General features: G+C 41.2%; 22 protein-coding genes and 1 tRNA gene. 4 read left to right on the top strand and 19 right to left on the bottom strand.

All coding sequences use genetic code 11. The annotated features are described in order from the left end of the window. Nucleotides 1-197 precede the first annotated feature (197 nt). The 12 genes from H0U71_07285 to H0U71_07230 form a co-directional block, all read right to left on the bottom strand. Nucleotides 198-1,910 (bottom strand): glycosyltransferase family 39 protein, encoded by a 1,713-nt coding sequence (locus H0U71_07285; protein MBA2654852.1) that lies wholly within the window; start codon nt 1,908-1,910, stop codon nt 198-200. After that, nucleotides 1,907-2,692 (bottom strand): TatD family hydrolase, encoded by a 786-nt coding sequence (locus H0U71_07280; protein MBA2654851.1) that lies wholly within the window; start codon nt 2,690-2,692, stop codon nt 1,907-1,909. Before H0U71_07280 ends, H0U71_07285 begins: the two co-directional genes overlap by 4 nt. Beyond that, nucleotides 2,679-3,656 carry a DNA polymerase III subunit delta' gene (locus H0U71_07275; protein ID MBA2654850.1) on the bottom strand — a complete coding sequence of 326 codons (978 nt, stop codon included), beginning with the start codon at nt 3,654-3,656 and terminating at the stop codon, nt 2,679-2,681. The genes H0U71_07280 and H0U71_07275 overlap by 14 nt, the downstream gene beginning before the upstream one ends. A gap of 41 nt (nt 3,657-3,697) precedes the next feature. Next, complete coding sequence (locus H0U71_07270) at nt 3,698-4,333, bottom strand: dTMP kinase (GenBank protein ID MBA2654849.1); 636 nt, start codon at nt 4,331-4,333, stop codon at nt 3,698-3,700. Further along, nucleotides 4,317-5,456, bottom strand: coding sequence for an endolytic transglycosylase MltG (gene mltG / locus H0U71_07265; protein MBA2654848.1), 1,140 nt, complete (start codon nt 5,454-5,456; stop codon nt 4,317-4,319). The genes H0U71_07270 and mltG overlap by 17 nt, the downstream gene beginning before the upstream one ends. A gap of 13 nt (nt 5,457-5,469) precedes the next feature. Beyond that, nucleotides 5,470-6,711, bottom strand: coding sequence for a beta-ketoacyl-ACP synthase II (fabF, locus tag H0U71_07260; protein ID MBA2654847.1), 1,242 nt, complete (start codon nt 6,709-6,711; stop codon nt 5,470-5,472). A 32-nt stretch (nt 6,712-6,743) separates the two neighbouring features. Next, the gene (acpP, locus tag H0U71_07255) at nt 6,744-6,995 is read right to left on the bottom strand and encodes an acyl carrier protein (protein ID MBA2654846.1); all 252 of its coding nucleotides are present in this window, start codon (nt 6,993-6,995) and stop codon (nt 6,744-6,746) included. 165 nt (nt 6,996-7,160) lie between these two features. After that, complete coding sequence (gene fabG, locus H0U71_07250; GenBank protein ID MBA2654845.1) at nt 7,161-7,907, bottom strand: 3-oxoacyl-ACP reductase FabG; 747 nt, start codon at nt 7,905-7,907, stop codon at nt 7,161-7,163. 53 nt (nt 7,908-7,960) lie between these two features. Next, complete coding sequence (locus tag H0U71_07245) at nt 7,961-8,914, bottom strand: ketoacyl-ACP synthase III (GenBank protein MBA2654844.1); 954 nt, start codon at nt 8,912-8,914, stop codon at nt 7,961-7,963. Beyond that, nucleotides 8,911-9,954: a phosphate acyltransferase PlsX gene (gene plsX, locus H0U71_07240; protein MBA2654843.1), complete on the bottom strand. Its 1,044-nt coding sequence runs from the start codon at nt 9,952-9,954 to the stop codon at nt 8,911-8,913. Before plsX ends, H0U71_07245 begins: the two co-directional genes overlap by 4 nt. 1 nt (nt 9,955) lies before the next feature. Then, nucleotides 9,956-10,147 carry a 50S ribosomal protein L32 gene (gene rpmF / locus H0U71_07235; protein ID MBA2654842.1) on the bottom strand — a complete coding sequence of 64 codons (192 nt, stop codon included), beginning with the start codon at nt 10,145-10,147 and terminating at the stop codon, nt 9,956-9,958. A 3-nt stretch (nt 10,148-10,150) separates the two neighbouring features. Continuing rightward, a complete protein-coding gene (locus H0U71_07230) occupies nt 10,151-10,651 on the bottom strand; it encodes a DUF177 domain-containing protein (GenBank protein ID MBA2654841.1) in 501 nt (166 codons plus the stop codon). Between the two features lie 105 nt (nt 10,652-10,756). Between H0U71_07230 and H0U71_07225 the strand changes: the two genes are divergently transcribed. Next, complete coding sequence (locus tag H0U71_07225; protein MBA2654840.1) at nt 10,757-11,869, top strand: DotI/IcmL/TraM family protein; 1,113 nt, start codon at nt 10,757-10,759, stop codon at nt 11,867-11,869. Between the two features lie 43 nt (nt 11,870-11,912). Next, nucleotides 11,913-12,491, top strand: coding sequence for a septum formation inhibitor Maf (gene maf / locus H0U71_07220; GenBank protein ID MBA2654839.1), 579 nt, complete (start codon nt 11,913-11,915; stop codon nt 12,489-12,491). Here the strand turns inward: maf and H0U71_07215 are convergent, their stop codons facing one another. Beyond that, nucleotides 12,492-13,424 (bottom strand): RluA family pseudouridine synthase, encoded by a 933-nt coding sequence (locus tag H0U71_07215; protein MBA2654838.1) that lies wholly within the window; start codon nt 13,422-13,424, stop codon nt 12,492-12,494. A 519-nt stretch (nt 13,425-13,943) separates the two neighbouring features. On the opposite strand from H0U71_07215, the gene H0U71_07210 reads away from it, so the two are divergent. Both H0U71_07210 and H0U71_07205 read left to right on the top strand, forming a co-directional pair. Next, a complete protein-coding gene (locus H0U71_07210; GenBank protein ID MBA2654837.1) occupies nt 13,944-16,346 on the top strand; it encodes an Rne/Rng family ribonuclease in 2,403 nt (800 codons plus the stop codon). Between the two features lie 48 nt (nt 16,347-16,394). Next, nucleotides 16,395-17,165 (top strand): sulfurtransferase, encoded by a 771-nt coding sequence (locus H0U71_07205; protein ID MBA2654836.1) that lies wholly within the window; start codon nt 16,395-16,397, stop codon nt 17,163-17,165. 2 nt (nt 17,166-17,167) lie between these two features. Here the strand turns inward: H0U71_07205 and H0U71_07200 are convergent, their stop codons facing one another. From H0U71_07200 to pheS, 6 genes are all read right to left on the bottom strand, one after another. After that, nucleotides 17,168-17,338, bottom strand: coding sequence for a Trm112 family protein (locus H0U71_07200; protein MBA2654835.1), 171 nt, complete (start codon nt 17,336-17,338; stop codon nt 17,168-17,170). A gap of 16 nt (nt 17,339-17,354) precedes the next feature. After that, nucleotides 17,355-17,431, bottom strand: a tRNA-Pro gene (locus H0U71_07195). A gap of 18 nt (nt 17,432-17,449) precedes the next feature. Continuing rightward, a complete protein-coding gene (locus tag H0U71_07190) occupies nt 17,450-17,830 on the bottom strand; it encodes a MerR family transcriptional regulator (GenBank protein MBA2654834.1) in 381 nt (126 codons plus the stop codon). Next, nucleotides 17,793-18,110 (bottom strand): integration host factor subunit alpha, encoded by a 318-nt coding sequence (locus tag H0U71_07185; GenBank protein MBA2654833.1) that lies wholly within the window; start codon nt 18,108-18,110, stop codon nt 17,793-17,795. The genes H0U71_07190 and H0U71_07185 overlap by 38 nt, the downstream gene beginning before the upstream one ends. Before the next feature lie 4 nt (nt 18,111-18,114). Beyond that, nucleotides 18,115-20,490 carry a phenylalanine--tRNA ligase subunit beta gene (gene pheT / locus H0U71_07180; protein MBA2654832.1) on the bottom strand — a complete coding sequence of 792 codons (2,376 nt, stop codon included), beginning with the start codon at nt 20,488-20,490 and terminating at the stop codon, nt 18,115-18,117. Between the two features lie 14 nt (nt 20,491-20,504). Beyond that, nucleotides 20,505-21,515 carry a phenylalanine--tRNA ligase subunit alpha gene (gene pheS, locus H0U71_07175; GenBank protein MBA2654831.1) on the bottom strand — a complete coding sequence of 337 codons (1,011 nt, stop codon included), beginning with the start codon at nt 21,513-21,515 and terminating at the stop codon, nt 20,505-20,507. Nucleotides 21,516-21,544: the final 29 nt, after the last annotated feature.

The raw sequence follows: 21,544 nt of genomic DNA, 5'->3' as shown, positions 1-21,544 counted from the left end.
GCGACTTGATCGCGGGATCCAGCCTCGAACCTGGATCCCGCGATCAAGTCGCGGGACGACGTAGAAATATATATGCGAGGCTAGTAGAAATATATATGCGAGGCTAGTAGAAATAAATATCGCGAGGCTACGTAGAAATAAATATCGCGAGGCTCGTAGAAATGCATTCCGCGGAGCTACATGGAAATACATTTGGATTATTGAGCCTCACATTCCTCAAGTTTATTGCTTAACAATACACTGGAACCACTCTGCGCAAGAATACAATATTCATGCGGTGTGACAGCGTGTAAAAACTCCATTAGTCTATCTTTTCGAGCGATAACATAATGCGTTTCTTTATCCTTAGTATTTAAAAAATTATTCAAAGAGAAAAACCAATCTTCTGAAGAAAGCTTACGCATACCGTATTCAAGATCTTTGCTTTGGCTATCAATTAGAGGCAGTCTCTTTTGAAGATAAAACACAATCGAAGAAATTTTTTCATAATCTTGATAAAGATAAGTTGGACGATTAGGATCGTGCTGACTAATGAAGTTAGCTAAGCTTTTTTCTGATAAACGATAGCCAATTTTTTGTTTATTGATCACATAAAAAGCGACGATAAAGAATATAAGACAAATAATTGCTAAAAAATGGAGTAAGGGCTTCTTGTTATATTTAATGCAGAGCAATAGTCCGGCAAAGGTGACAATCGTTGCGCTCACAAATAAAATATAGAGGGAGTGCGCTAAAAATAAATCTAATCGCCAAAGATCAGGCAAATAAACGCCAATTTTATTTTGCACAGTAGCACTATAAAGTAAACCAAAAACCGTGATTTCGAAAAACCCTAGAAATGCAAAAAAATAGATAAAGGTTTTATTTTTTGTCGTAAATATCTCATTAATTTTAAAACTCAATAGCAGCGCCAATGCAGGTGTTGCGACTACCATGTAATAATCACCTTTCGCCTTAGCTAATGAGAAAAAAATTAGTGGTAACGTAAACCATACCCATAAAAAACGGTACAGAGATTTTTCGAGATGCTTATCGGGTTTGAGAAGTAAAAAAGATAATAGACTCCAAGGAAACAGGTAGAGCAAAATATTCGGAATATAAAAATAAATAGGTCCGGTATGATAATCATTGGGTGTACGCTCCCCCAGAAATCGGAACACTTGTTCATTAACAAAATAGTCCCAGATAAATCCAGCTTGTTGGTGCATTGCTAAGTAGTGCCATGGAATAATTATCGCTCCTAAAAGTGAGATACCAACCACGTCAAGGCAGGCCAACATTTTTTTGGAAGATACTTGCATGGATAAAAGAAATAACATTCCAATGAGAGGAATAAGTAAAGCGAGCATGCCCTTTGTTAAAAAGGCTAATGCAAAAAATACATAAAATATACGCAGATAGCCGACACGATTACTCTTATACCATGAGTAAAAAGAAAACAGAGCAAGGGTGAAAAATAAGGTCAAAGCCATATCTAGAATTAGAACCCGCGCAGTAGCAACAAAACCGATACTGGTTGCAAGGATGATCGCTGCCAACCACCCTTCTCTATTACGTCTGAGGACATGACCAAAATAGACTAAACTTAAGCAGATTAAGGCGGCTGAAGTAGCAGGCACCACTCTTGCACTCCAAGTTGATATGCCAAAAATCTTGTAACTTAATGCAATCAGCCAATAAAAAAGTGGCGGTTTTTCAATATAAGGAAGAAAATTAAGCTTTGGAATAACATAATTACCTAGTTGTAGCATTTCCCTTGGTATTTCTGCATATAACCCTTCATTAACATTCTCTATCCCATACGTACTCATGCCTAAGTAAAAACTCAAAAATAACACAACAAAAAGTATCACATATTCTAGCCACCCTAAGCGGTAGTAAGTATTGAACTTTAGTGTGAAGTTCCTCATTGTTGATGAGCCTCTGCAAATAATTTAAAAAAGTTTGCGCTGGTAATTGCTGCAATTGTCTCCAGGGATTCATTCTTAATTTCAGCAATTTTTTCAGCCACATAACGCACATAGCCAGGTTCATTTGATTTGCCTCGAAATGGAACTGGCGCTAGATAAGGGGAATCAGTTTCGATTAATAGTCGGTCAAGCGGCACTTGCTTTACAACATCACATAATTCTTTTGCATTTTGAAAAGTGATTATGCCCGAAAAAGAAATATAAAAATTGAGATCAATCGCCTGCTTGGCCATTTCCCAATTCTCAGTAAAACAATGTAATACGCCGCCTATGTCACTGGCCTGCTCTTCTCTAATTATGCGCAGGGTATCTTCTCTCGCTGCACGTGAATGCACAATGAGGGGTTTTTTAGTTTCTTTAGCAACTTGAATATGATTTCTAAAGCGGGTCAGCTGCCATTCAGTATTTTCTGCTGTTCTAAAATAATCAAGGCCGGTTTCCCCTATAGCAATAACTCCAGGTAATTGTGCTAAACCTATCATTTCCTCAACAGTGGGTTCGTGGGTGACCACTTCATTTGGATGGGTACCAATACTTAAATAAACATTAGGAAAATTTTTTACTTTATCGCGCATTTTTTCAAAATCATTTTGAGTGATACAAACACAAAGAAAATGTTCAACCCCTAATGAGTTCGCCCGTTCTAAAACAGGTGCTAAGTTATCATCATCGTTAGACAAATCTAAACAATCAAGATGGCAATGAGAGTCAACTAATTTCATTGATATACCGCCAATTTATAAATATTTTTTCCATTAATAATTGCAAATTCACATTGTTTCGGTTTGACAACAATTTGTTTGCCTCTAAAATTTTTTCTAAAAAATGAAACAATCTTTTTATAGATATTTTATTACCAAGTTCTGTCAGAGACGATATTTTATCATGATGATTTAAGAAAGCTTTAGCCGAAAACTTAATGCGAATCATATCAGCGATAAAGGTAATAAGAAATTGTAATGCATTCTCAGTAAGTGCCGTACACTCAGCAGCAATTTTAATAGGGTCAACCTCTCCGCTCTGAATTTGCTTAAGATAGGTTATTAAAGTTTCACCCACTTGATCTTGCCCTGTGTTTGCATATGCTAAAGCCTTCAACGGTAAATTATCGGCCAGTGACAAACAGCGTTGAATTAAGATCTTCGATTCTACCTGGCTAGCCAACCACTGCTCCGCCTCTGCTTTACTGGGCAGAGGCAATTTTATATTTTGACAGCGACTTCGTATTGTTGCAGGGATGGCACTTGGTTTATTACTCAATAAAAGTAGAACCACATTTCCTCTTGGTTCTTCTAATGTTTTTAATAAGGCATTTGCTGCTGCCTTATTCATATTTTCGGCTAACGAAATAATACCCACTTGGAAGTCACTTAAAAGAGGAGTTTGGGCCAGGGATTCAATAAGGTTTCTAATTTGATCAATCTTGATTGCAGCATTTTTCTCTTCGCCTTCAATCAAAAAATAATCCGGATGATTTCCCGCTCCAAAGAGAATGCAAGCACGACACTGCTTGCAAACATTTTCATCGTTACTCGTACATAAAATAAATTGAGCATATTCTTTAGCAAAAGCTAATTTGCCAATGCCTTCAGGACCCGTGAATAACATACCGGGCGGTAATCGACCATTCTTTTTATAGGCAATGCTGTGCTGCCAAGATTGCATTAACCACGGAAAAGTATTCAAATAATGTCTCCAAAAAGGGGCGCTTTATCTTAGTGTAACAATTACACAGAAATATAATGAGAAATAGTTGTGCGCAATTCGGCTTGCACTTTAGCGATGGTTTGCGTGGCATCAATGATTTTGAATCGCGCGCCGAACTGTTCCGCACGCTGAAGATACGCCTCACGCACGCGATGAAAGAATTCGATTTTTTCTTGCTCAATGCGATCTTTGGCGCCGCGAGAAAGAATTCTATTTAAACCCACTTCAATAGGTGCATCCAACAAAATAGTGAGATCAGGTTGAAGATGACCTTGGACCCAGCTCTCTAACGTGGCGATGCGATCGAAACTGATTCCTCTCCCCCCGCCTTGGTAAGCATAAGTGGCATCCGTGAAACGATCGCTTAGAACAATTTTTGAAGCAGCTAAGGCGGGTTTGATGACTTTGGCAATATGTTGCGCCCGACTAGCAAACATGAGCAATAACTCCGTATCAGAAGCCATAGATTCTGTATGGTGTTCAAGAATTAGCTGGCGAATGGATTCCGCAATTTCAGTACCACCAGGCTCTCGAGTCAAGACATAGTCTAGATTCTGTTCTTGGAAAAATTTCTCCAAAAACTGCAATGCAGTACTTTTGCCGACTCCCTCAATTCCTTCAAGGGTGATAAAGATGCTTTTAGTTTTCGCTGTCATTTACTTTCCCAGTTTCGCTTGGTAGCCCTAACAATAGATTCAGCTGATAGCCATTCAGCTCACCAAACCAGGGAATGTAATCTTTCCTGAGCGGAAGCTTCGAATCATTATCATCAGGCGCAAGGTGACCAACATGGTATTTTCGAATAGCAGCGTGGTGTTGATCAAGACTGACCGTGAATTCATGTGTACCATCTCCACGCCCCACATAAAACAACGCAGTACCGGCTTCCGGATGTAAGGCGGCAATGATAGAGGGTAGACTCGGCATAGCAATCGGTGTTGGGGGTAATCCTGGATGTAGATAGGTATTAAAAGGCGTGTCTTTTTTCAAATCTTCCCAAGTGATTTTACCGGTATAATCACTGCCCAAACCATAGATCACTGCAGCATCAATTTGTAATAACATTTTTTTCTGCAAACGTCGCACAATCACACCTGCAACCTTGCTTCTTTCGCTCGGCTGGGCAGTTTCTTTTTCAATTAACGAGGCCACAATCAAGGCAGAATAGGGATCATTATAGGGTAAGCCTTGAGCTCTGGTTGGCCAAAGTTTGGTTAAGTTTTTTTGCATACTTAAAAAGGCTTTTTTTATTATGATCACATCTGCCACACCGCGCGCGAAGAGATACGTGTCTGGATAGAGATAGCCCTCAAAATTTTCACCGTTAAACCCTATTTTCTTAGAGATTTCGATAGGCATTAACTGATTAATCGTATGAGAAAGATATTGATTACCGTTAATAGCTGCATACACTTGCTTTAATGTCCAACCCTCTACTATGGTGAAATGACGTAGCAGCACTTTTCCTTGAACTATTTTTGACAAAAGTTCTTTAGGGGTAGTACCTGGATCAACTTTATATTCTCCTGCCTTAAGCTTCTTTTCTTGGTGGAGTAAATGGGCGAAAAAAATAAGCATCTTTGGGCGTTGCAATATTCCTTTAGAATCCAACATATTGGCTACGGAAAAAATAGAGCTACCGGGGGCGACGTAGATAATTTCACTTTTAGATAAGGAGAGCGGAGTGTAAACGAAATTTTTCCAGAGGAAGGCAAAACTGATTAAAATCAAACAGCCTATTAGAAGGAGGAGATAAAAAAGCCTTCGTAATAAAAACATTTTCTATATTCGTTTACTCTACCCGTTTAAATAATAGACTGCCATTTGTACCCCCAAAGCCAAAAGAATTGGATAGTACTATGTTGATTTTCATTTCTTGAGCCGTTTTAGGTATAAAATTCAAATCGCATCCTTCATCAGGATTATCCAAGTTAATGGTAGGGGGAGCCACTTGATCACGCATCGCTAAGATAGAGATAATCGCCTCAACTGCGCCTGCTGCTCCCAATAAATGACCTGTCATAGACTTAGTTGAACTTACGCCAAGATTATAGGCGTGGGCACCGAATGCTTTTTTAATTGCTAAGGCTTCGATAACATCTCCCACAGGCGTTGAAGTGCCGTGAGCATTAATATAATCCACTTGTTCCGGCGCAATTTTGGCATCATGTAAAGTGTTGATCATTGAGCTAACAAAACCTTTACCATCTTCTTCGGGTGCAGTCATATGGTAGGCATCAGCACTCATGCCAAAACCAATCAACTCTGCATAAATGGTGGCACCGCGCTTTTTAGCATGTTCGTATTCTTCAAGAATGAGTACGCCTGCTCCCTCGCCTAACACAAAACCATCTCTGTCTTTATCCCAAGGACGACTTGCTCTCTCAGGATCGTCATTACGCGTAGATAATGCCCGTGAAGAAGCAAATCCGCTAATGCTCAACAATGAGGTGGCCATTTCCGTCCCCCCAGTTACCATTACATCAGCATCACCATAAGTAATCATTCTTGCTGCATGACCAATATTATGAGTGCCCGTGGTACAAGCAGTAACGATGGCAATATTAGGCCCTTTAAGCCCGTACATAATGGAAACATATCCCGCGACCATATTAATGATAGTGCCGGGAATAAAGAAGGGCGAAATTTTGCGGGGACCAGAATCTTCTAATATCTGGCAGTTTCTTTCAATGATAGGTAATCCGCCAATACCCGACCCAATAGCAATACCGATACGATCTAAATCTTCGGTATCGAAATCTAAATGGGAATCTTCAATTGCCTGTTTTGCTGCAGCTACGCCATAGTGGATAAAGGTATCTAAACGACGCACATCTTTAGGATTCATAAACTGCGTGGCATCGAAATTTTCGACATTACCACAAAATTTAACGGGGGATTCTGAAGCATCAAAATGTTTGATCAGACGAATACCGCTTTTACCTGCGGTAATGCCTTCCCATGTTTCTTTAACAGTTAGTCCTAAGGGGGTAATCATTCCCATACCCGTAACAACTACACGTCTCTTCGCCAATTTATGTCCCCTTAGGTGTCACTCTATACTAATTAAACGGCTTCTCTAAGGTTAGATTCAATATACTCGATCGCTTGTTGTATGGTGGTTATTTTTTCAGCATCCTCATCAGGAATTTCCATGCCAAACTCTTCTTCTAATGCCATAACTAATTCGACTGTGTCTAAAGAATCAGCCCCTAAATCATCTACAAATGAAGCATCATTCGCTGGGTCTTTATCTAAACTTAATTGCTCAACGACAATTTTTTTAACGCGTGTAGCAATTTTCTCTTTGTCTACCATTTTCAGTCCCTCTAAATAAAAGATTAATGTAGTCTTTGAGGAAGCGCTGCGAATCAATGCTTACAAGGCTACGCTCAATGACCATCAAGTTTATGTCAAAAAATTAAACTTGCAATAAAATATCTTAATTTCACTCCAAAAACAAATACCTGTTTTTGAATAAACTTAAGCCATGTACATACCACCATTCACGTGAAGGGTTTGCCCAGTAATGTAGGCAGCTTGATCGGAAGCTAGGAAAGAAGCTACAGCAGCAATCTCTTCTGGTTTCCCTAGACGATGCATAGGGATGGTACTTAATAAGTGTTGTTTATGCTCGTCTGGCAGCCCACGCGTCATATCCGTGTCGATAAAACCGGGGGCGATTACATTGACAGTGATATTACGCGAAGCTATCTCTTGTGCCAGCGACTTAGAAAATCCTATCAACGCTGCCTTCGCCGCCGCATAATTAGTTTGACCTGCATTCCCCGTCGTTCCAACTACAGAGCCGATGTTTATTATGCGACCCCATCTGGCTTTAAGCATATTTTTTAAAAGCAGCTTAGTTAAATGAAATACAGAGGTTAAATTAGTATTAAGCACATCATTCCATTCCTCCTGTTTCATTCGCAGAAATAAATTATCGCGCGTAATTGCTGCATTATTAACCAATATAGCGGGAGGACCATATTTTGTAGCAATACTAGCTAAAACTTCCTCAACCTCGGCTAGTTGATTGATATCTAAAATTTTACCCTCGCCCTTGAGGCCTAACTGCTGAAACCTGACATTAATAGCATCAACCCCCGCTTGAGAAGTAGCGGTACCAATTACGGTCGCCCCCTCTTCACCCAGTTTGGTCGCTATAGCGCTTCCTATACCTCGATTGGCACCCGTAACAAGCACTACTTTTCCATCTAATATCATTATTAATCTCCTATATCAGTAAGCAAGGATAATTGGAATATGGTGGAGGGATAATACTAATACTTAATTAAAGCTGACCCCCAAGTCAGTCCCGCACCAAATGCTTCCAGCAGAATCATTTCACCACGTTTGATGCGTTTATCACGCACGCCTTTATCAAGCGCTAGAGGAATCGATGCAGCAGAGGTATTGCCATGATCTTGAACGGTTAAAATAACCCTTTCCATCGGCAAATTGAGTTTTTTGGCTGTCGCAGTGATAATTCGGAGGTTAGCCTGATGAGGTATCAGCCAATCAATTTCAGATTGGTCGATATTATTATACGCTAGGGTTTCATCTACAATATCACCCAGCGTTTTGACCGCTATTTTGAACACCTCATTACCTTGCATCTTTATATAAGCAGGCTCTTTGAGCTCTCCAATACGGTTTCCGGCATATAAGAGATCATTATAATACCCATTGGCATGTATGTGTGTCGATAAAATGCCGGGCTCATCGGTCGCTTCTAAAACTACAGCACCCGCCCCATCGCCAAATAATACGCACGTCGACCGATCGGTCCAGTCAACTATTCGTGATAATGATTCAGCACCAATCACTAGAGCGTTCTTTACTACGCCATTTTTGATATATTGATCTGCAATACTTAAACCATAAATAAATCCAGCGCATGCGGCGCCAACATCTAAAGCAGGACAACCAAACGCCCCTAGCCTATTTTGCAATATACAAGCCGTACTAGGAAAAGTCCGGTCAGGTGTTGCGGTCGCTACCAGGATGAGTTCGACATCTTCTGGATTCAACCCTGCAACTTCAAACGCCTTTCTAGCAGCATTCTCTGCCATACTTGAAGTAGTTTCATGGTCAGCCATGATATGCCTATTACTAATACCTGTTCTTTCTAAAATCCATTGGTCAGATGTATCAACCATCTGCTCAAGATTGCTGTTACTCAATACTTTTTCTGGAAGATAGCCACCAGTGCCAGCGATACGGGAGCGTTTCATCGTAATTCTATTTCCTTTAACCGAGTTCCTACTTCTTGACGAATTAATTGGGGGATATTGTTTTCTACTTCGTGAACAGCTTCTTCAATAGCGTTGGCAAAAGCATATGTTTTTGCACTGCCGTGGCTTTTTATGACAATTCCCTGTAATCCAATCAAACTCGCGCCATTTCTTCGTCCGGGATCCATTGATGTTTTGACATAGTTCAAAGCAGAGTGGGCAAATAATGCTGACAGCCGGTTGAACCAATTACGTTTAAAAGCCTCTTTCATATAATTGGCGAATAGATTTGCAGTGCCTTCAAGCGTCTTCAAAGCTATATTACCTACAAAGCCATCACACACTACTACGTCTGCCTTGCCTGAAAAAATGTCATTGCTTTCAATGTATCCAATATAATTAACTACCTGGCTTTCAGATAGCAGCTGCGCCGCATTTTTAACCAGATCATTGCCCTTCATTTCTTCCTGACCAATATTTAACAATGCTACTTTAGGATGCTTGATATTATCTAAGGCGGCGACGAGGACAGAACCCATCACTGCAAACTGAAATAGATGATTAGGCCCGGAATCAACATTGGCTCCGAGATCTAATACCCTAACTTCTTTATTTTGCTGAATGGTAGGCAGTGAAGTGATAATTGCAGGACGATCCACCCCGGGTAATGTCTTCAAAACAAAACGTGCAATTGCCATAAGAGCACCCGTATTACCGGCACTCACGCAGGCTTGCGCCGCTCCCTCTTTAATTTGATTAATCGCAACCCGCATAGACGAGTCTTTTTTTGTCCGAAGAGCACTCGAAGGCAATTCATCCATAGCGACTTGTTCAGTACTATGAATAATTTCAAGCCTGCTGAGCCAGCTTTTCTCATCATTAGATAGAAGTTGCAATTCTTTACGGACAGAAGGTTCATCACCTACCAGAATTAATCTTAATTCAGGATGCTTCTTTAATGTCAAAATTGACGCCGGTACGGTGACTTTTGGACCAAAGTCGCCGCCCATTGCATCAATTGCAATTGTCTTAAGACTCAACCTATTCTTCTTCCACTACTTCATTAACAACAATAACTTGTCGCCCTTTATAATGACCGTCAGCGGTTAGATGATGCCTAAGGTGGGTTGCCCCTGTGGTTTGATCAATCGATAAAGCTGGGGTGGTTAATGAATCATGCGCGCGACGCATGCCCCTTTTTGAACGTGATTTTCGACTTTTTTGTACAGCCATGATTTACTCCCGTAATAATTTCTTTAACTCATCAAAAGGATTTTTTTTATCCTTTTCATCCTTACATTCAACGAATGTCGAGGATTTAACATTGCATTCATTAAGCGAATGCTTTGGCACAAGGGGGATACTGAGCAATATTTCTTCTTCTACCATCGGCATTAGCTCTACAGTATCACCGGCTAATAATAATGGATCATAATTCTTGGGTAAGAGTTCCGCTTCTTCATCATTGCGAATTGGACTTACCTCCACAGCAATATTCAATGTCAGCGACATTGGCGAATTGCATCGTTGGCAAATTACTTCAAACCCCGTTTTAATACTACCCCGTACATAAGGAAATTTAAGGATATCGCGGCCAAACTTAAAATCAATTAAGACTGTCCCAGCGTTCCCGTAAATCAAATCCTTCAACCGATCCATTTCAGAAAGAGGAAGCTCCCCTTTTAAGGACTTTTTAGTATCAGCCAATTGAATCGGATCGATCTGTTTTGGTAGCATTGCATTAGCCATAAGTGCACAATAGTATCTTTATGAAATTAAGGTGTCAAAGGGGAAAAAATTGTTATAATCAACCCACAGTTTAAATTACGGAGGATTTATAGAATGACATCATGTCAAAAGTCACAGAAAAACAAATCTAAGCCTACTGCTCTCGCGCTAACTACTTTATTTATAGCTACTTTTTCAGCGTGTTCTTTTAGTGTAGCCTATGCAGCAGGAATGGCGACTAATGCAGTAGCGAGTAATCCTGAACAACAACCCACCGCAATGGTAGCAGATAAACCCACAGGGATGACGTCTCCTCCAACCATATTGGCACCCACAGACACTGTTACATCCAACGTCAACGCTCCTCTCACTGAGCCTAATATGTCTGACAGTGCAGTGTTGACCTACGCAACCGATGCCGCTAAGTCAGCTTATAGTTATGACTTTAAAAATTACAATAAACAAATGCAAATGAATCAACAATATTTCACCGGCCCAGGCTGGACGGCTTTCATGAATGCTTTAGATAAATCTAATAATTTAAAAGTGGTCGAAAGCAAGAAATTGGTAGCCTCTGCAACCACCACTGCTAAACCCGCCATTGTCAATAAAGGCATTAAAAACGGGGTTTACACCTGGAAAGTGGTAGTGCCTGTGCTGGCAACTTACGAGAATGAAACCAAGTTGATTAAGCAGAGCCTGCTTATAACGATGTTGATTAATCGCAACAATTCTCCTTCTGGAGTGGGTATAAGTCATTTCGTTGCTGAAGTGGTGCCGGCACAGCCAATGACGATAACTTCTCCTTCAACGGTTACTTCTGCCCCAGTAACGGGGACCACCACCACAGTGACCACACCAAGCACTACTACTGGACCAATGACACCGTCGACAAGTGGCGGGGTAACAGGCTCAGGGACGACTCCTCCGGTTATCACTTCTCCTTCCACAACAGGCACACCCGGTGGATTGAATACTCCTAGTACAACCGGCACAACAAGCGGTACCACTACTTCTCCTAGTACCACAGGCACCATTTCTCCAACAACCGGTACTACAGGCATAACAACACCTTCTACCGGTACGACCACTCCGGCTACCACCACTCCAGGCGGTAGCACTACGAGAACGACTGGTACAACGGGTCCAACTGGCCTCGGCGGCACCACCACCGGAATACCCGGCGCCAGCTCAGGAACCACCAGCACTCCTGGCACAAGTCAATAATAGAGGAAATCCCGCGGTAGAAACTGCGGGATTCTTTTTAAGTATGAAAGAATTAGTATTAAGCTCCAGCTCTCCTGCCCGTAAAGCACTTCTTGAAAGATTAGGCCTTACCTTTAAAATTATTGCTCCGGATATTGATGAAACTCAATTGCAAAATGAGTCACCCCAGCAACTAGTTACAAGACTCGCCATTACCAAGGCCAAGGTCCATCATGAAAAATTCCCTAATGCCCTTGTTATAGGGAGCGACCAAGTGGCAGTGATCGATAATGAAATTGTCGGCAAACCCCATAGCCACGAAAATGCGGTCAAAATGTTGACCCGAGCCAGTGGTCAAGTCATTACTTTTTATACCGGACTCTGCTTATTTAACACTGACACTTCAACTACCCAGAGCGCCATTGAGGAGTACCGAGTCAAATATAAAACCTTATCCCCTGAAACCATTGAAAACTATCTACGCAAAGAAAAACCTTACCAATGTGCTGGCAGTATCAAATTAGAAGGCCTCGGCATTGCCTTAATGGAAGAATTGTGCGGCAAAGATCCAACCACCCTGGTAGGCATGCCCATTATTGCCTTAGTAGGCATGCTGGAAAAAGAGGGGTTCCAGGTAGTTTGACTATAAATGCTCTACCCAAGGTTCTTTCAGAAGCGCACAAATAGCAACTTTCCTTTCCTTACTTTGTAAGTAGAATTCAATTGAAGAAGAATGCAAACAAAGCTGATTGATCCCCTGTCGTCTGCACTCCTTATTTACCTCATGATCGCCATATTTGTCATCCCCGACAATGGGATGACCAAGATAGGCAGCATGCACTCTAATTTGATGGGTTCTACCTGTTACAGGCTTCGCTTCAAGGAGAGACAAGTTACCGATGTGCTTTATACATTTAAAAATTGTCTTAGCCGATTTACCCTCCTCATCAACCACCACAATTCTTTCGCCAGATTTAAGAATATTTTTTTGCAGAGGAGCCTCCACTGTCTCTTCTTTAAAATCACATTTACCCGCAACTAATAGCCAATAGGTTTTAGTGACTTCTCTTGCAATTAATAAGGAGTGGATTTCTTTTAGCACGCTACTTTTCTTAGCAATCAGCAAACAACCCGAGGTGTCTCTGTCTAAACGGTGCACAAGTTCTAAAAACTTGGCTCTAGGGTTGAGCGCGCGCAATATTTCAATCACACCAAAACTGATGCCGCTCCCTCCATGAACTGCAATGCCGGCGGGTTTATTGAGAATGATCAGGTCATTATCTTCCATCATAATTTGTGTCTTAATGAGTTCGGACAGTCTGGTACCCGGAACGGCTGGTTTGTTCTCATCCTTCATGGGTGTTCGAAAAGGCGGCAGACGAAGAATGTCCCCCAACTGCAGCTTATATTCCGGCTTCACCCTTTTTTTATTTACCCGGACCTCCCCCTTTCGCAAAGCCTTATAAATCCGCGACTTAGGGACTCCTTTTAATTGACTGAAGAGAAAATTATCAATCCTTTGCTGGGTATGATTTTCATCCACCTCTAATTGCTGCACGCCTCCTTTATTATCCATTTTTAGCACCCTAATTATTTGATGTGACTTTTGATCTCTGATAAACTGCTTCTCACTTACAATCTCTGTAATAGCCCCATGAGAAGGGCTTTTTGATTTTTACATTATTTATTGTAAAAAAAGAAGAATTTTTAAAGGTTGGAGTAAAATTCACCTAAAAGAAAGGCAACATTAAGTTTGCCCCAAAAAGGCTTTATAAAGCCCAGAATTTTCTAAATATTATTGGTTAACAAGAAATTGAATAAAATTGATTGTTAGTATGTTAAACCGCGTTTTTCCGGTTAAAGTTTAAAAGTAGCTTAGTATCACTTATATTCAGGATACGACTGACTAGTTAAAGGTTTTGAGTGAATGCTCTTACATAATTTATATAACTTGCTTAGAAGCTCGGTGATATAAAAATTACTGTTACATTACTATCGCTAAAGCAATTCACCCAAAGTGAGCGCTTAGTCAGGCCTTTGATAGCTTTAACTCTACCCATTTGGTTGGTAGGACGCCTAATATCGGGTTAAAGATATGTCTACAATGCTAATTAATGCGACTCAAGCTGAAGAGCTTAGAGTGGCCCTCGTCGATAACAACAAACTCCTCTATGACTACATTACAGAACGGTCCGGATTTGAAGAAAAAATCGGCAATATCTACCTAGGGGAAATCACCAGTATTGAACCGAGTTTAGATGCTGTTTTCGTCAATTATGGCAGCAAACGCCACGGTTTCCTCCCCTTAAAAGAAATAGCGAGAGAATACTTTCTAACACAAGATCCTGAAAAACTGGAACGACCTAATATCAAAGAACTGCTTAAAGAAGGTCAAAAAGTACTCGTTCAAGTGGAAAAAGAGGAACGTGGCAACAAGGGCGCTGCCCTCACTACTTTTATCAGTTTAGCGGGTTCATATTTAGTGCTGATGCCTAACAATCCTAGCGCGGGTGGAATTTCACGGCGAATTGAGGGTGAAGATCGAGATGATCTGCGTGAAATTTTAAGCAAGCTTGATATTCCGGCAGGCATGGGTTTAATCGTTCGAACCGCAGGGGTGGGCAGATCGTTAGAAGAACTGCAATGGGACCTAAATGTGCTCCTAAATTTTTGGGAAGCAATCAAAAAAGCGTCTCAAAATCGGGCCTCTCCCCTACTAATTCATCAAGAAAGTGATGTGGTGATTCGTGCCATTCGCGACTACTTGCGTCAGGACATCAATGAAATTGTCATCGATCATCCGAATGTCTTTGAAAAAGCTAAACACTATATCGAACAAGTGCGCCCTGACTATATTACCCGCTTGAAACTTTATGAAGAGAAAATCCCCTTATTTATCAGCCATGAGATTGAACACCAAATTGAACTGGCCTATCAAAGAACTGTCCGTCTTAAATCAGGTGGTTCTTTGGTAATTGACCATACCGAGGCCCTGGTGAGCATTGATATTAACTCTGCTAGAGCGACCAAGGGGGGCGATATTGAAGAAACAGCCCTCAATACAAATCTTGAAGCCGCTGAAGAAATTGCAAGACAACTGAGACTACGTGATATTGGCGGCTTAATAGTCATCGACTTCATTGACATGACACCCATAAGACATCAGCGTGATGTTGAAAATCATTTGCGCAATGCTTTAAAACTTGATCGTGCCCGTGTACAAATTGGTCGTATTTCGCGCTTTGGTTTATTAGAAATGTCTCGTCAAAGATTAAGACCTTCTCTACAAGAGGCGATCCAAGAAATTTGTCCTCGCTGCAATGGCCAAGGTTCTATTCGTAGCGTGGAATCATTAGCGTTAACAATTATTCGAATGATTGAAGAAGATTCTATAAAAGAAAATACGGCCCAAATTCAACTGCAACTGTCTAACGAAGCTGCGACCTACCTATTAAATGAGAAACGCGGCATTATTACGGATATAGAACAAAGACAACATGTCAGCATTTTAATTATCCCTAATCCTAATATTCAATATCCCAACTATCAAATTAAACGTCTACGTAAAACGGACCTCATCGAACAATCAAGCCGACTTCAATCAAGTTATAGAATGATGGAATCCGCTGCGATAGAGGCGCCAGCCACTAAGAAAACGGTATCTGGGAAAACACAAGATCAACCGGTCGTAAAGAATCTATTGCCCACCCTACCCCCTGCTCCTTCCTCTAAAAAGCCAATGCAAGGATTGATTAAAAGATTGTGGTCAACGATGGTTAGCGGCGTATCTCCTAAGGAGAAAGACAAAGAAGGCACTGGTACCTCTGAAGGAGGAAGCGGAACCACTTCGACGAGCACGAGAAGACCTCAACACCCACGCGGCAAAGGTCCGCATCATAAACAACGGCAACGTACTAGCAGTCACAAAACGGGTCCGAAGCCTCAGAGATATCAACCCATTGATGAAAAAAAATCCCACTTACCTCATGCGCAGCCTGAATATCAGCCGGGCTATCAAAAGTCTCTCGAAAGACAACAGTCTGAACTTCAATCGAAGGAGAGACAAGAGCAGCAGCCGAGTGAAAAAATAGAGCCACAACCACCGCGTCAGAGACCTGAGCAACCACCTAGAGAAAGAGCGGAACAGCAATCTCGGGAAAGAACGGAGCATGCACCGCGCGAAAGAACGGAGTCAACTCATCGTCCACGAAGAGAACATTCACGGCCACATCATCATACTGATAATAGACGAAGAGAAAATAAGGACGATCGCAGCCAAAAAGCCGAAGAACCGACACAATCCAAACCGGACAATGTTGTCCCAATTACCAAACCTGAGCAGGAACAGAAAGTCCATAAGCCCATTGAGAAAGAAGCCATATCGTCTAAAGATGAACAAGCGCCAATTATCATCCGACCCACTATAAAGAAAGAGGATGACAATACGAACTCCAAGGCAAATGCTCATCCCACTCCAGAAAACGAAACAGAAAAATAGGTTATCTCGCGGCAATGCCGCGAGAACTATCTGCCGTGGAATAAAAATATGTCACAAAACCACAATGGGGCTACTGCCTTAGACAACGAAGATGAATTTTGCAATGTAGCTGCCTATAAGTTTGTCACACTGGATGCCGCAGAACTAATCGCACTGCGCAAAAAATTCAAACAACGTGGAACCGCTCTTTCTATCAAGGGGACTATCCTTTTGAGTACTGAAGGAATTAATCTTTTTTTAGCGGGTCATGCGGCTGACATCGAAAATTTTCAAAAATTACTTCACTCTCATGCTTTTTTTGAAGATCTGTCGTATAAATATAGCTATTCCCGGTTCATTCCTTTTGAAAAATTATTTGTCAAAATACGGACTGAGATAGTCACTTTCCGGCAGCCGCACATCCAACCTGCTATAGCAACTGCTCCTTATCTATCCCCCCAAGACCTCTACAATAAATTGCAGAGGAATGACGATTTTCTTTTGCTAGATACCCGCAATACATTTGAGTATGAAATGGGTAGCTTTGATAAAGCAACCCATCTTAATATTGAGAATTTTAGAGAGTTTCCTGACGCCTTACATCAAAATGACGATCAATTAGATAAAAACAAACCGGTAGTGACTTTTTGCACTGGGGGAATTCGTTGTGAAAAAGCGGCCGCCTATTTATTAGAGCAAGGATTTCGAGAAGTTTATCAGCTACAAGGTGGAATATTAAATTATTTTGCAGAATGTGGCGGAGAACATTATACCGGAAATTGTTTTGTGTTTGATGACAGGGTCGCTATCAATGACCGACTCGAACCTGTCGATAATTAGTCTTATTCAGGTTTTATAACCTCTGCTTGATCTTCCAACATGATCGGAATTCCGTTACGTATAGGATAGGCAAGGTTATCATACCGACAAACGAGTATTTGTTTGCCTTGATCATACACCAGCTTGCCTTTACAAATTGGGCAGGCAAGAATCTCAAGTAATTTTTTATCCATACTATCCTACTTAAATTGGTCGGGACGGCGGGATTTGAACCCACGACCACTTGCGCCCCATGCAAGTGCGCTACCAGGCTGCGCTACGCCCCGTTTTTGATTAGGGAAATTCTAGTGTTCGAGCTCTGTTAATATTGTTTCTAAATTTTTGATCGTTTCTTGTATCAAATGAAAATGCATCACATCGTTAGTTTGTTGGTCGCGTTCTGTGTTTAGTTTGGAACGGGCACCTTCAATTGTAAAGCCTTGTTCGTATAACAACGACATGATCTCACGAATCATGAGGACATCTTTGCGTTGATAGTAGCGACGATTTCCTCTGCGCTTCGAGGGGTTGAGCTGGGGAAATTCTTGTTCCCAGTAACGTAATACATGAGATTTCAAATCACACAGTTTACTTACTTCACCGATAGTGAAATATAGTTTATCTGGAATAGCGGATAAGCCTTCGCTATTACGTTGCCTCCGTTTGTTGTTTTTCTGGTCCAGCATATTTTTCCACTCTGGCTTTCAGTTTTTGACCCGCTCTAAATGTGACCACTCTTCGCGCTGTTATCGGTATTTCTTTACCGGTTTTAGGATTTCTCCCTGGTCTTTGTTTTTTGTCGCGAAGATTAAAATTGCCAAACCCTGAAAGTTTGACTATTTCACCCCTTTCAAGCGCGAATCTAATTTCCTCAAAAAACAATTCTACAATCTCTTTTGCTTCTCGCTTATTTAGGCCCAATATTTGGAATAGATTCTCAGCAATGTCAGCTTTAGTTAAAGCCATATCTCTAATCCCTCAATGTGGCATTAAATTCCTTATGCAAATTATTGATGGTTATTTGCATAAAGTCATTGATTTCAGCATCCACTAATGTACGAGAAACATGTTGAAAAATTAAACTCAGCGCAATACTTTTTTTACCTTCTTCGATACCCTTTCCTTGATAGATATCAAAAATTTGCACATTCTTCAACAACTCTCCTCCAGAATCAAGAATTTTCTCTCTTATCTTGTCTGCTGGTACATTTGTTTTTACTACCAAGGCCAAGTCACGCCTAATTGCAGGAAACTTTGATACCGCTTCATACATAGGCAACAATGTTTCTATTATAGATTCTAAATCTAAATCGAACAAATAAAGTGTTTGATTAATATCGAATTCTTGAGCAATACGCGGATGAAGTGCGCCTAAATATCCTATAAGACGTTGCCCACAAAAAATTCCAGCTGTTTTCCCAGGGTGCAATGCGGGATGTGCGCAAGTTTCGAACCTAAAATGCGATAGCGGCCGAGAGAGTGTTAAAATATTTTCAATATCTGCTTTAACATCAAAAAAATCGACAGAACGTTTGGTTTCACCCCATTGTTCTTTAAATAAGGGTCCTGCTACAACGCCCCCTAATCGTAATTTTTGCTCAAGTTGCTGGGGTCTATTAATAAAACACAACCCTACCTCAAACAGTCTAATTCTCGGTTGTTGCCGGTTGGAGTTATATAGGTAAGCCTTGATAAGACCGGACCAATGATTTGACCGCATCACCGATAAATCGGCAGAAATAGGATTCAATAAGGAGAGTAACTCTGTCTCAGGAGCGAGTTTATGTTCAAAAACTGGATCGACAAAGCTATAAGTGATTGCTTCTTGATAGCCATTATCGACGAGGACATTTTTGATTTTTGAAATATCCAGCTTCGTTTCACTCTTACCTAAAAAATTTAACGTGGGCATGAGTTTTGTTGGCGGTATATTTTGATAACCATAAATTCGTGCAAGCTCCTCAATTAAGTCAATTTCGGTATTGATATCATTTCGGTAACTCGGGGGAACAACTTGCCACCCTATCGGCTGGGTAGAAACTTTCATTGCTAGACGGGTGAGAATGTCGTTAACAGTGTCATCAGACAAATTGATTCCCAAACAACGAGCGATACTCTTTCTATTAAGCATTATTGGACTTTTATCCTGGAAAGATATTCCTTCTTCAACGATATCTCCCAATTCGCCCCCCGCTAATTCAAGAATTAGCTGCGACGCTCTCTCCAAGGCTAACTGTTGTAATTTATAATCCATACCTCGTTCATACCGGTGGGACGCCTCGGTAAAGAGCCCAAATTTCCGGGTTGTTTTAGAGATAACGGAAGATGTGAATAAGGCGCTTTCTAGGAAGATATCTCTTGTTTCCAAGGTTACTCCTGATTCATTGCCGCCCTTAATACCGGCAAGCGCAACAGGATGGCCATTACTGGCTATTACTAGGTCGCAGGCGCTGAGCACTAATTTTTGATCATCAAGGAGATTTATGCACTCATTATCTCTTGCATATCTAACTTCAATGCCAGAACTGACAGACTTTAAGTCAAACGCATGTAAGGGCTGCCCCATTTCTAGAAGAACATAATTGGTAATATCGACGATGACTGAAATAGAACGGGTATCACTCCGGCGCAATCGTTCTTTCATCCACAGGGGAGTTTGTGCCTTGGGATTAATATTACGGATAATACGTCCCACATAATGTGGGCTAGCGCCGGGCTCTGAAAGAGTAATGCCCAGGGTATCTTTTGATGCAGTAGTGGCGTTTTTTTCAGCGAAAGGAGGGGTTAATGTTAACTTATTAAGGACTGAAACTTCTCTGGCCAATCCTAAAATACTCAAGCAATCACCTCGATTAGGCGTTAAGGCTATATCAATAATAGCATCGTCCAAGTCAAGATAATCACGTATATTCTTTCCAACGGGGGCTTGGGAAGGTAGCTCCATGATGCCATCACTTGTTTCCGCTAAGCCGAGCTCAACTTCAGAACAAAGCATACCATAGGATTCAACACCGCGAAGTTTACTTTTCTTAATCTTAAAGTTACCGGGTAATACTGCATCAATTTTAGCCACGGCAACCTTGATATTCTTGCGGGCATTTTGTCCGCCACACACAATACTTAGGGACTCTCCCTCCCCTACATCTACCGTACACACTTTTAAGCGATCAGCATCGGGATGTTGCATTATGTCAACAATTTCTCCTACCACTACATTAGAGAACGCCCCCGCTACTGGGGTTATGCTATCCACTTCCAACCCTGCGAGGGTTAGTTGATCCGCTAACTCTTTTGTCGAGCTAAGTGGATTCACCCATTCGCGTAACCAAAGTTCACTAAACTTCATCTTTATTCCACTTATTAGAATTGACTTAAAAAACGCATATCATTTTCAAAGAAAAGTCTTAAATCGTTCACGCCATATCGCAGCATAGCTAAACGATCAATTCCTATTCCAAAAGCAAATCCACTATATATCTCGCTATCAATCCCTACATTTTGCAAGACTTTAGGATGGACCATGCCACATCCCAGTACTTCAAGCCAGCCACCCTCAGCATTAAGAATATCTACTTCGGCAGAAGGTTCGGTGAAAGGAAAATAGGAAGGTCTGAAGCGTAATACCATTTCTTTTTCAAAAAATGCCGTGAGAAAATCTTGAATAAGGCCCTTTAGATGGGCGAAGGTAACATTTTCACCAATCATGAGACCTTCTAACTGATGAAACATGGGGGTATGTGTTTGATCTGAATCACATCGAAATACCCGACCTGGTGTAATAACACTTATGGGGGGCTTTCTGTTTTCCATCGTTCTGATTTGCACAGGTGAAGTGTGGGTTCGGAGTAATAAACCATTGTCAAAATAGAATGTGTCGTGCATCGCCCGAGCAGGATGGTCAGCAGGAATATTTAATGCTTCAAAATTGTAATAGTCGTTTTCAACTTCCGGTCCTTCTACGACTTCAAAACCCATCGATAAAAAAAGTTGTTCTAAACGTTCACGTGTCCGTGTAATAGGGTGCATATTGCCTATGCTCATGCCGCGCCCTGGAAGCGTGACATCGATAGCCTCAGACATTAATTGGGTATTTAGCGCAGTAGCTTGAAAAGCGTCTGTCTTAACCTTGATTTGGGCTTGAATGGCTTGTTTTGCAAGATTAACTTCCTTCCCCACGCTAGGGCGAACTTCTTCTGGTAAGGAGCCTAAATCTTTAAGTAATTCGGTTAAACACCCTTTCTTGCCAAGATAGAGCAATCGTAATTGCTCAAGTTCATGCTGGTTAGTGACCAATTTTATGGCATTCAGAGCAGTGGTTAAGAGAGAGTCAATTTTTTCTCTAACATCATCGTGGATGCTTGCATTTTCCATATTAGCTACCAAGCAGAAATTAAAAAATC

This window comes from Gammaproteobacteria bacterium, assembly GCA_013697705.1.
Taxonomy (GTDB): domain Bacteria; phylum Pseudomonadota; class Gammaproteobacteria; order UBA6002; family UBA6002; genus UBA6002.
Note: the sequence above shows the minus strand (reverse complement) of the source record. Positions and strands in the feature narration are given on the sequence as shown.

Coding starts and splice junctions, on each gene's coding strand:
- H0U71_07285 (MBA2654852.1), bottom strand. CDS start 1,910: ATGAGGAACTTCACACTAAAGTTCAATACTTACTACCGCTTAGGGTGG.
- H0U71_07280 (MBA2654851.1), bottom strand. CDS start 2,692: ATGAAATTAGTTGACTCTCATTGCCATCTTGATTGTTTAGATTTGTCT.
- H0U71_07270 (MBA2654849.1), bottom strand. CDS start 4,333: ATGACAGCGAAAACTAAAAGCATCTTTATCACCCTTGAAGGAATTGAG.
- mltG (MBA2654848.1), bottom strand. CDS start 5,456: ATGTTTTTATTACGAAGGCTTTTTTATCTCCTCCTTCTAATAGGCTGT.
- acpP (MBA2654846.1), bottom strand. CDS start 6,995: ATGGTAGACAAAGAGAAAATTGCTACACGCGTTAAAAAAATTGTCGTT.
- H0U71_07245 (MBA2654844.1), bottom strand. CDS start 8,914: ATGAAACGCTCCCGTATCGCTGGCACTGGTGGCTATCTTCCAGAAAAA.
- rpmF (MBA2654842.1), bottom strand. CDS start 10,147: ATGGCTGTACAAAAAAGTCGAAAATCACGTTCAAAAAGGGGCATGCGT.
- H0U71_07230 (MBA2654841.1), bottom strand. CDS start 10,651: ATGCTACCAAAACAGATCGATCCGATTCAATTGGCTGATACTAAAAAG.
- H0U71_07225 (MBA2654840.1), top strand. CDS start 10,757: ATGACATCATGTCAAAAGTCACAGAAAAACAAATCTAAGCCTACTGCT.
- maf (MBA2654839.1), top strand. CDS start 11,913: ATGAAAGAATTAGTATTAAGCTCCAGCTCTCCTGCCCGTAAAGCACTT.
- H0U71_07215 (MBA2654838.1), bottom strand. CDS start 13,424: ATGGATAATAAAGGAGGCGTGCAGCAATTAGAGGTGGATGAAAATCAT.
- H0U71_07210 (MBA2654837.1), top strand. CDS start 13,944: ATGTCTACAATGCTAATTAATGCGACTCAAGCTGAAGAGCTTAGAGTG.
- H0U71_07205 (MBA2654836.1), top strand. CDS start 16,395: ATGTCACAAAACCACAATGGGGCTACTGCCTTAGACAACGAAGATGAA.
- H0U71_07200 (MBA2654835.1), bottom strand. CDS start 17,338: ATGGATAAAAAATTACTTGAGATTCTTGCCTGCCCAATTTGTAAAGGC.
- H0U71_07190 (MBA2654834.1), bottom strand. CDS start 17,830: ATGCTGGACCAGAAAAACAACAAACGGAGGCAACGTAATAGCGAAGGC.
- H0U71_07185 (MBA2654833.1), bottom strand. CDS start 18,110: ATGGCTTTAACTAAAGCTGACATTGCTGAGAATCTATTCCAAATATTG.
- pheT (MBA2654832.1), bottom strand. CDS start 20,490: ATGAAGTTTAGTGAACTTTGGTTACGCGAATGGGTGAATCCACTTAGC.
- pheS (MBA2654831.1), bottom strand. CDS start 21,515: ATGGAAAATGCAAGCATCCACGATGATGTTAGAGAAAAAATTGACTCT.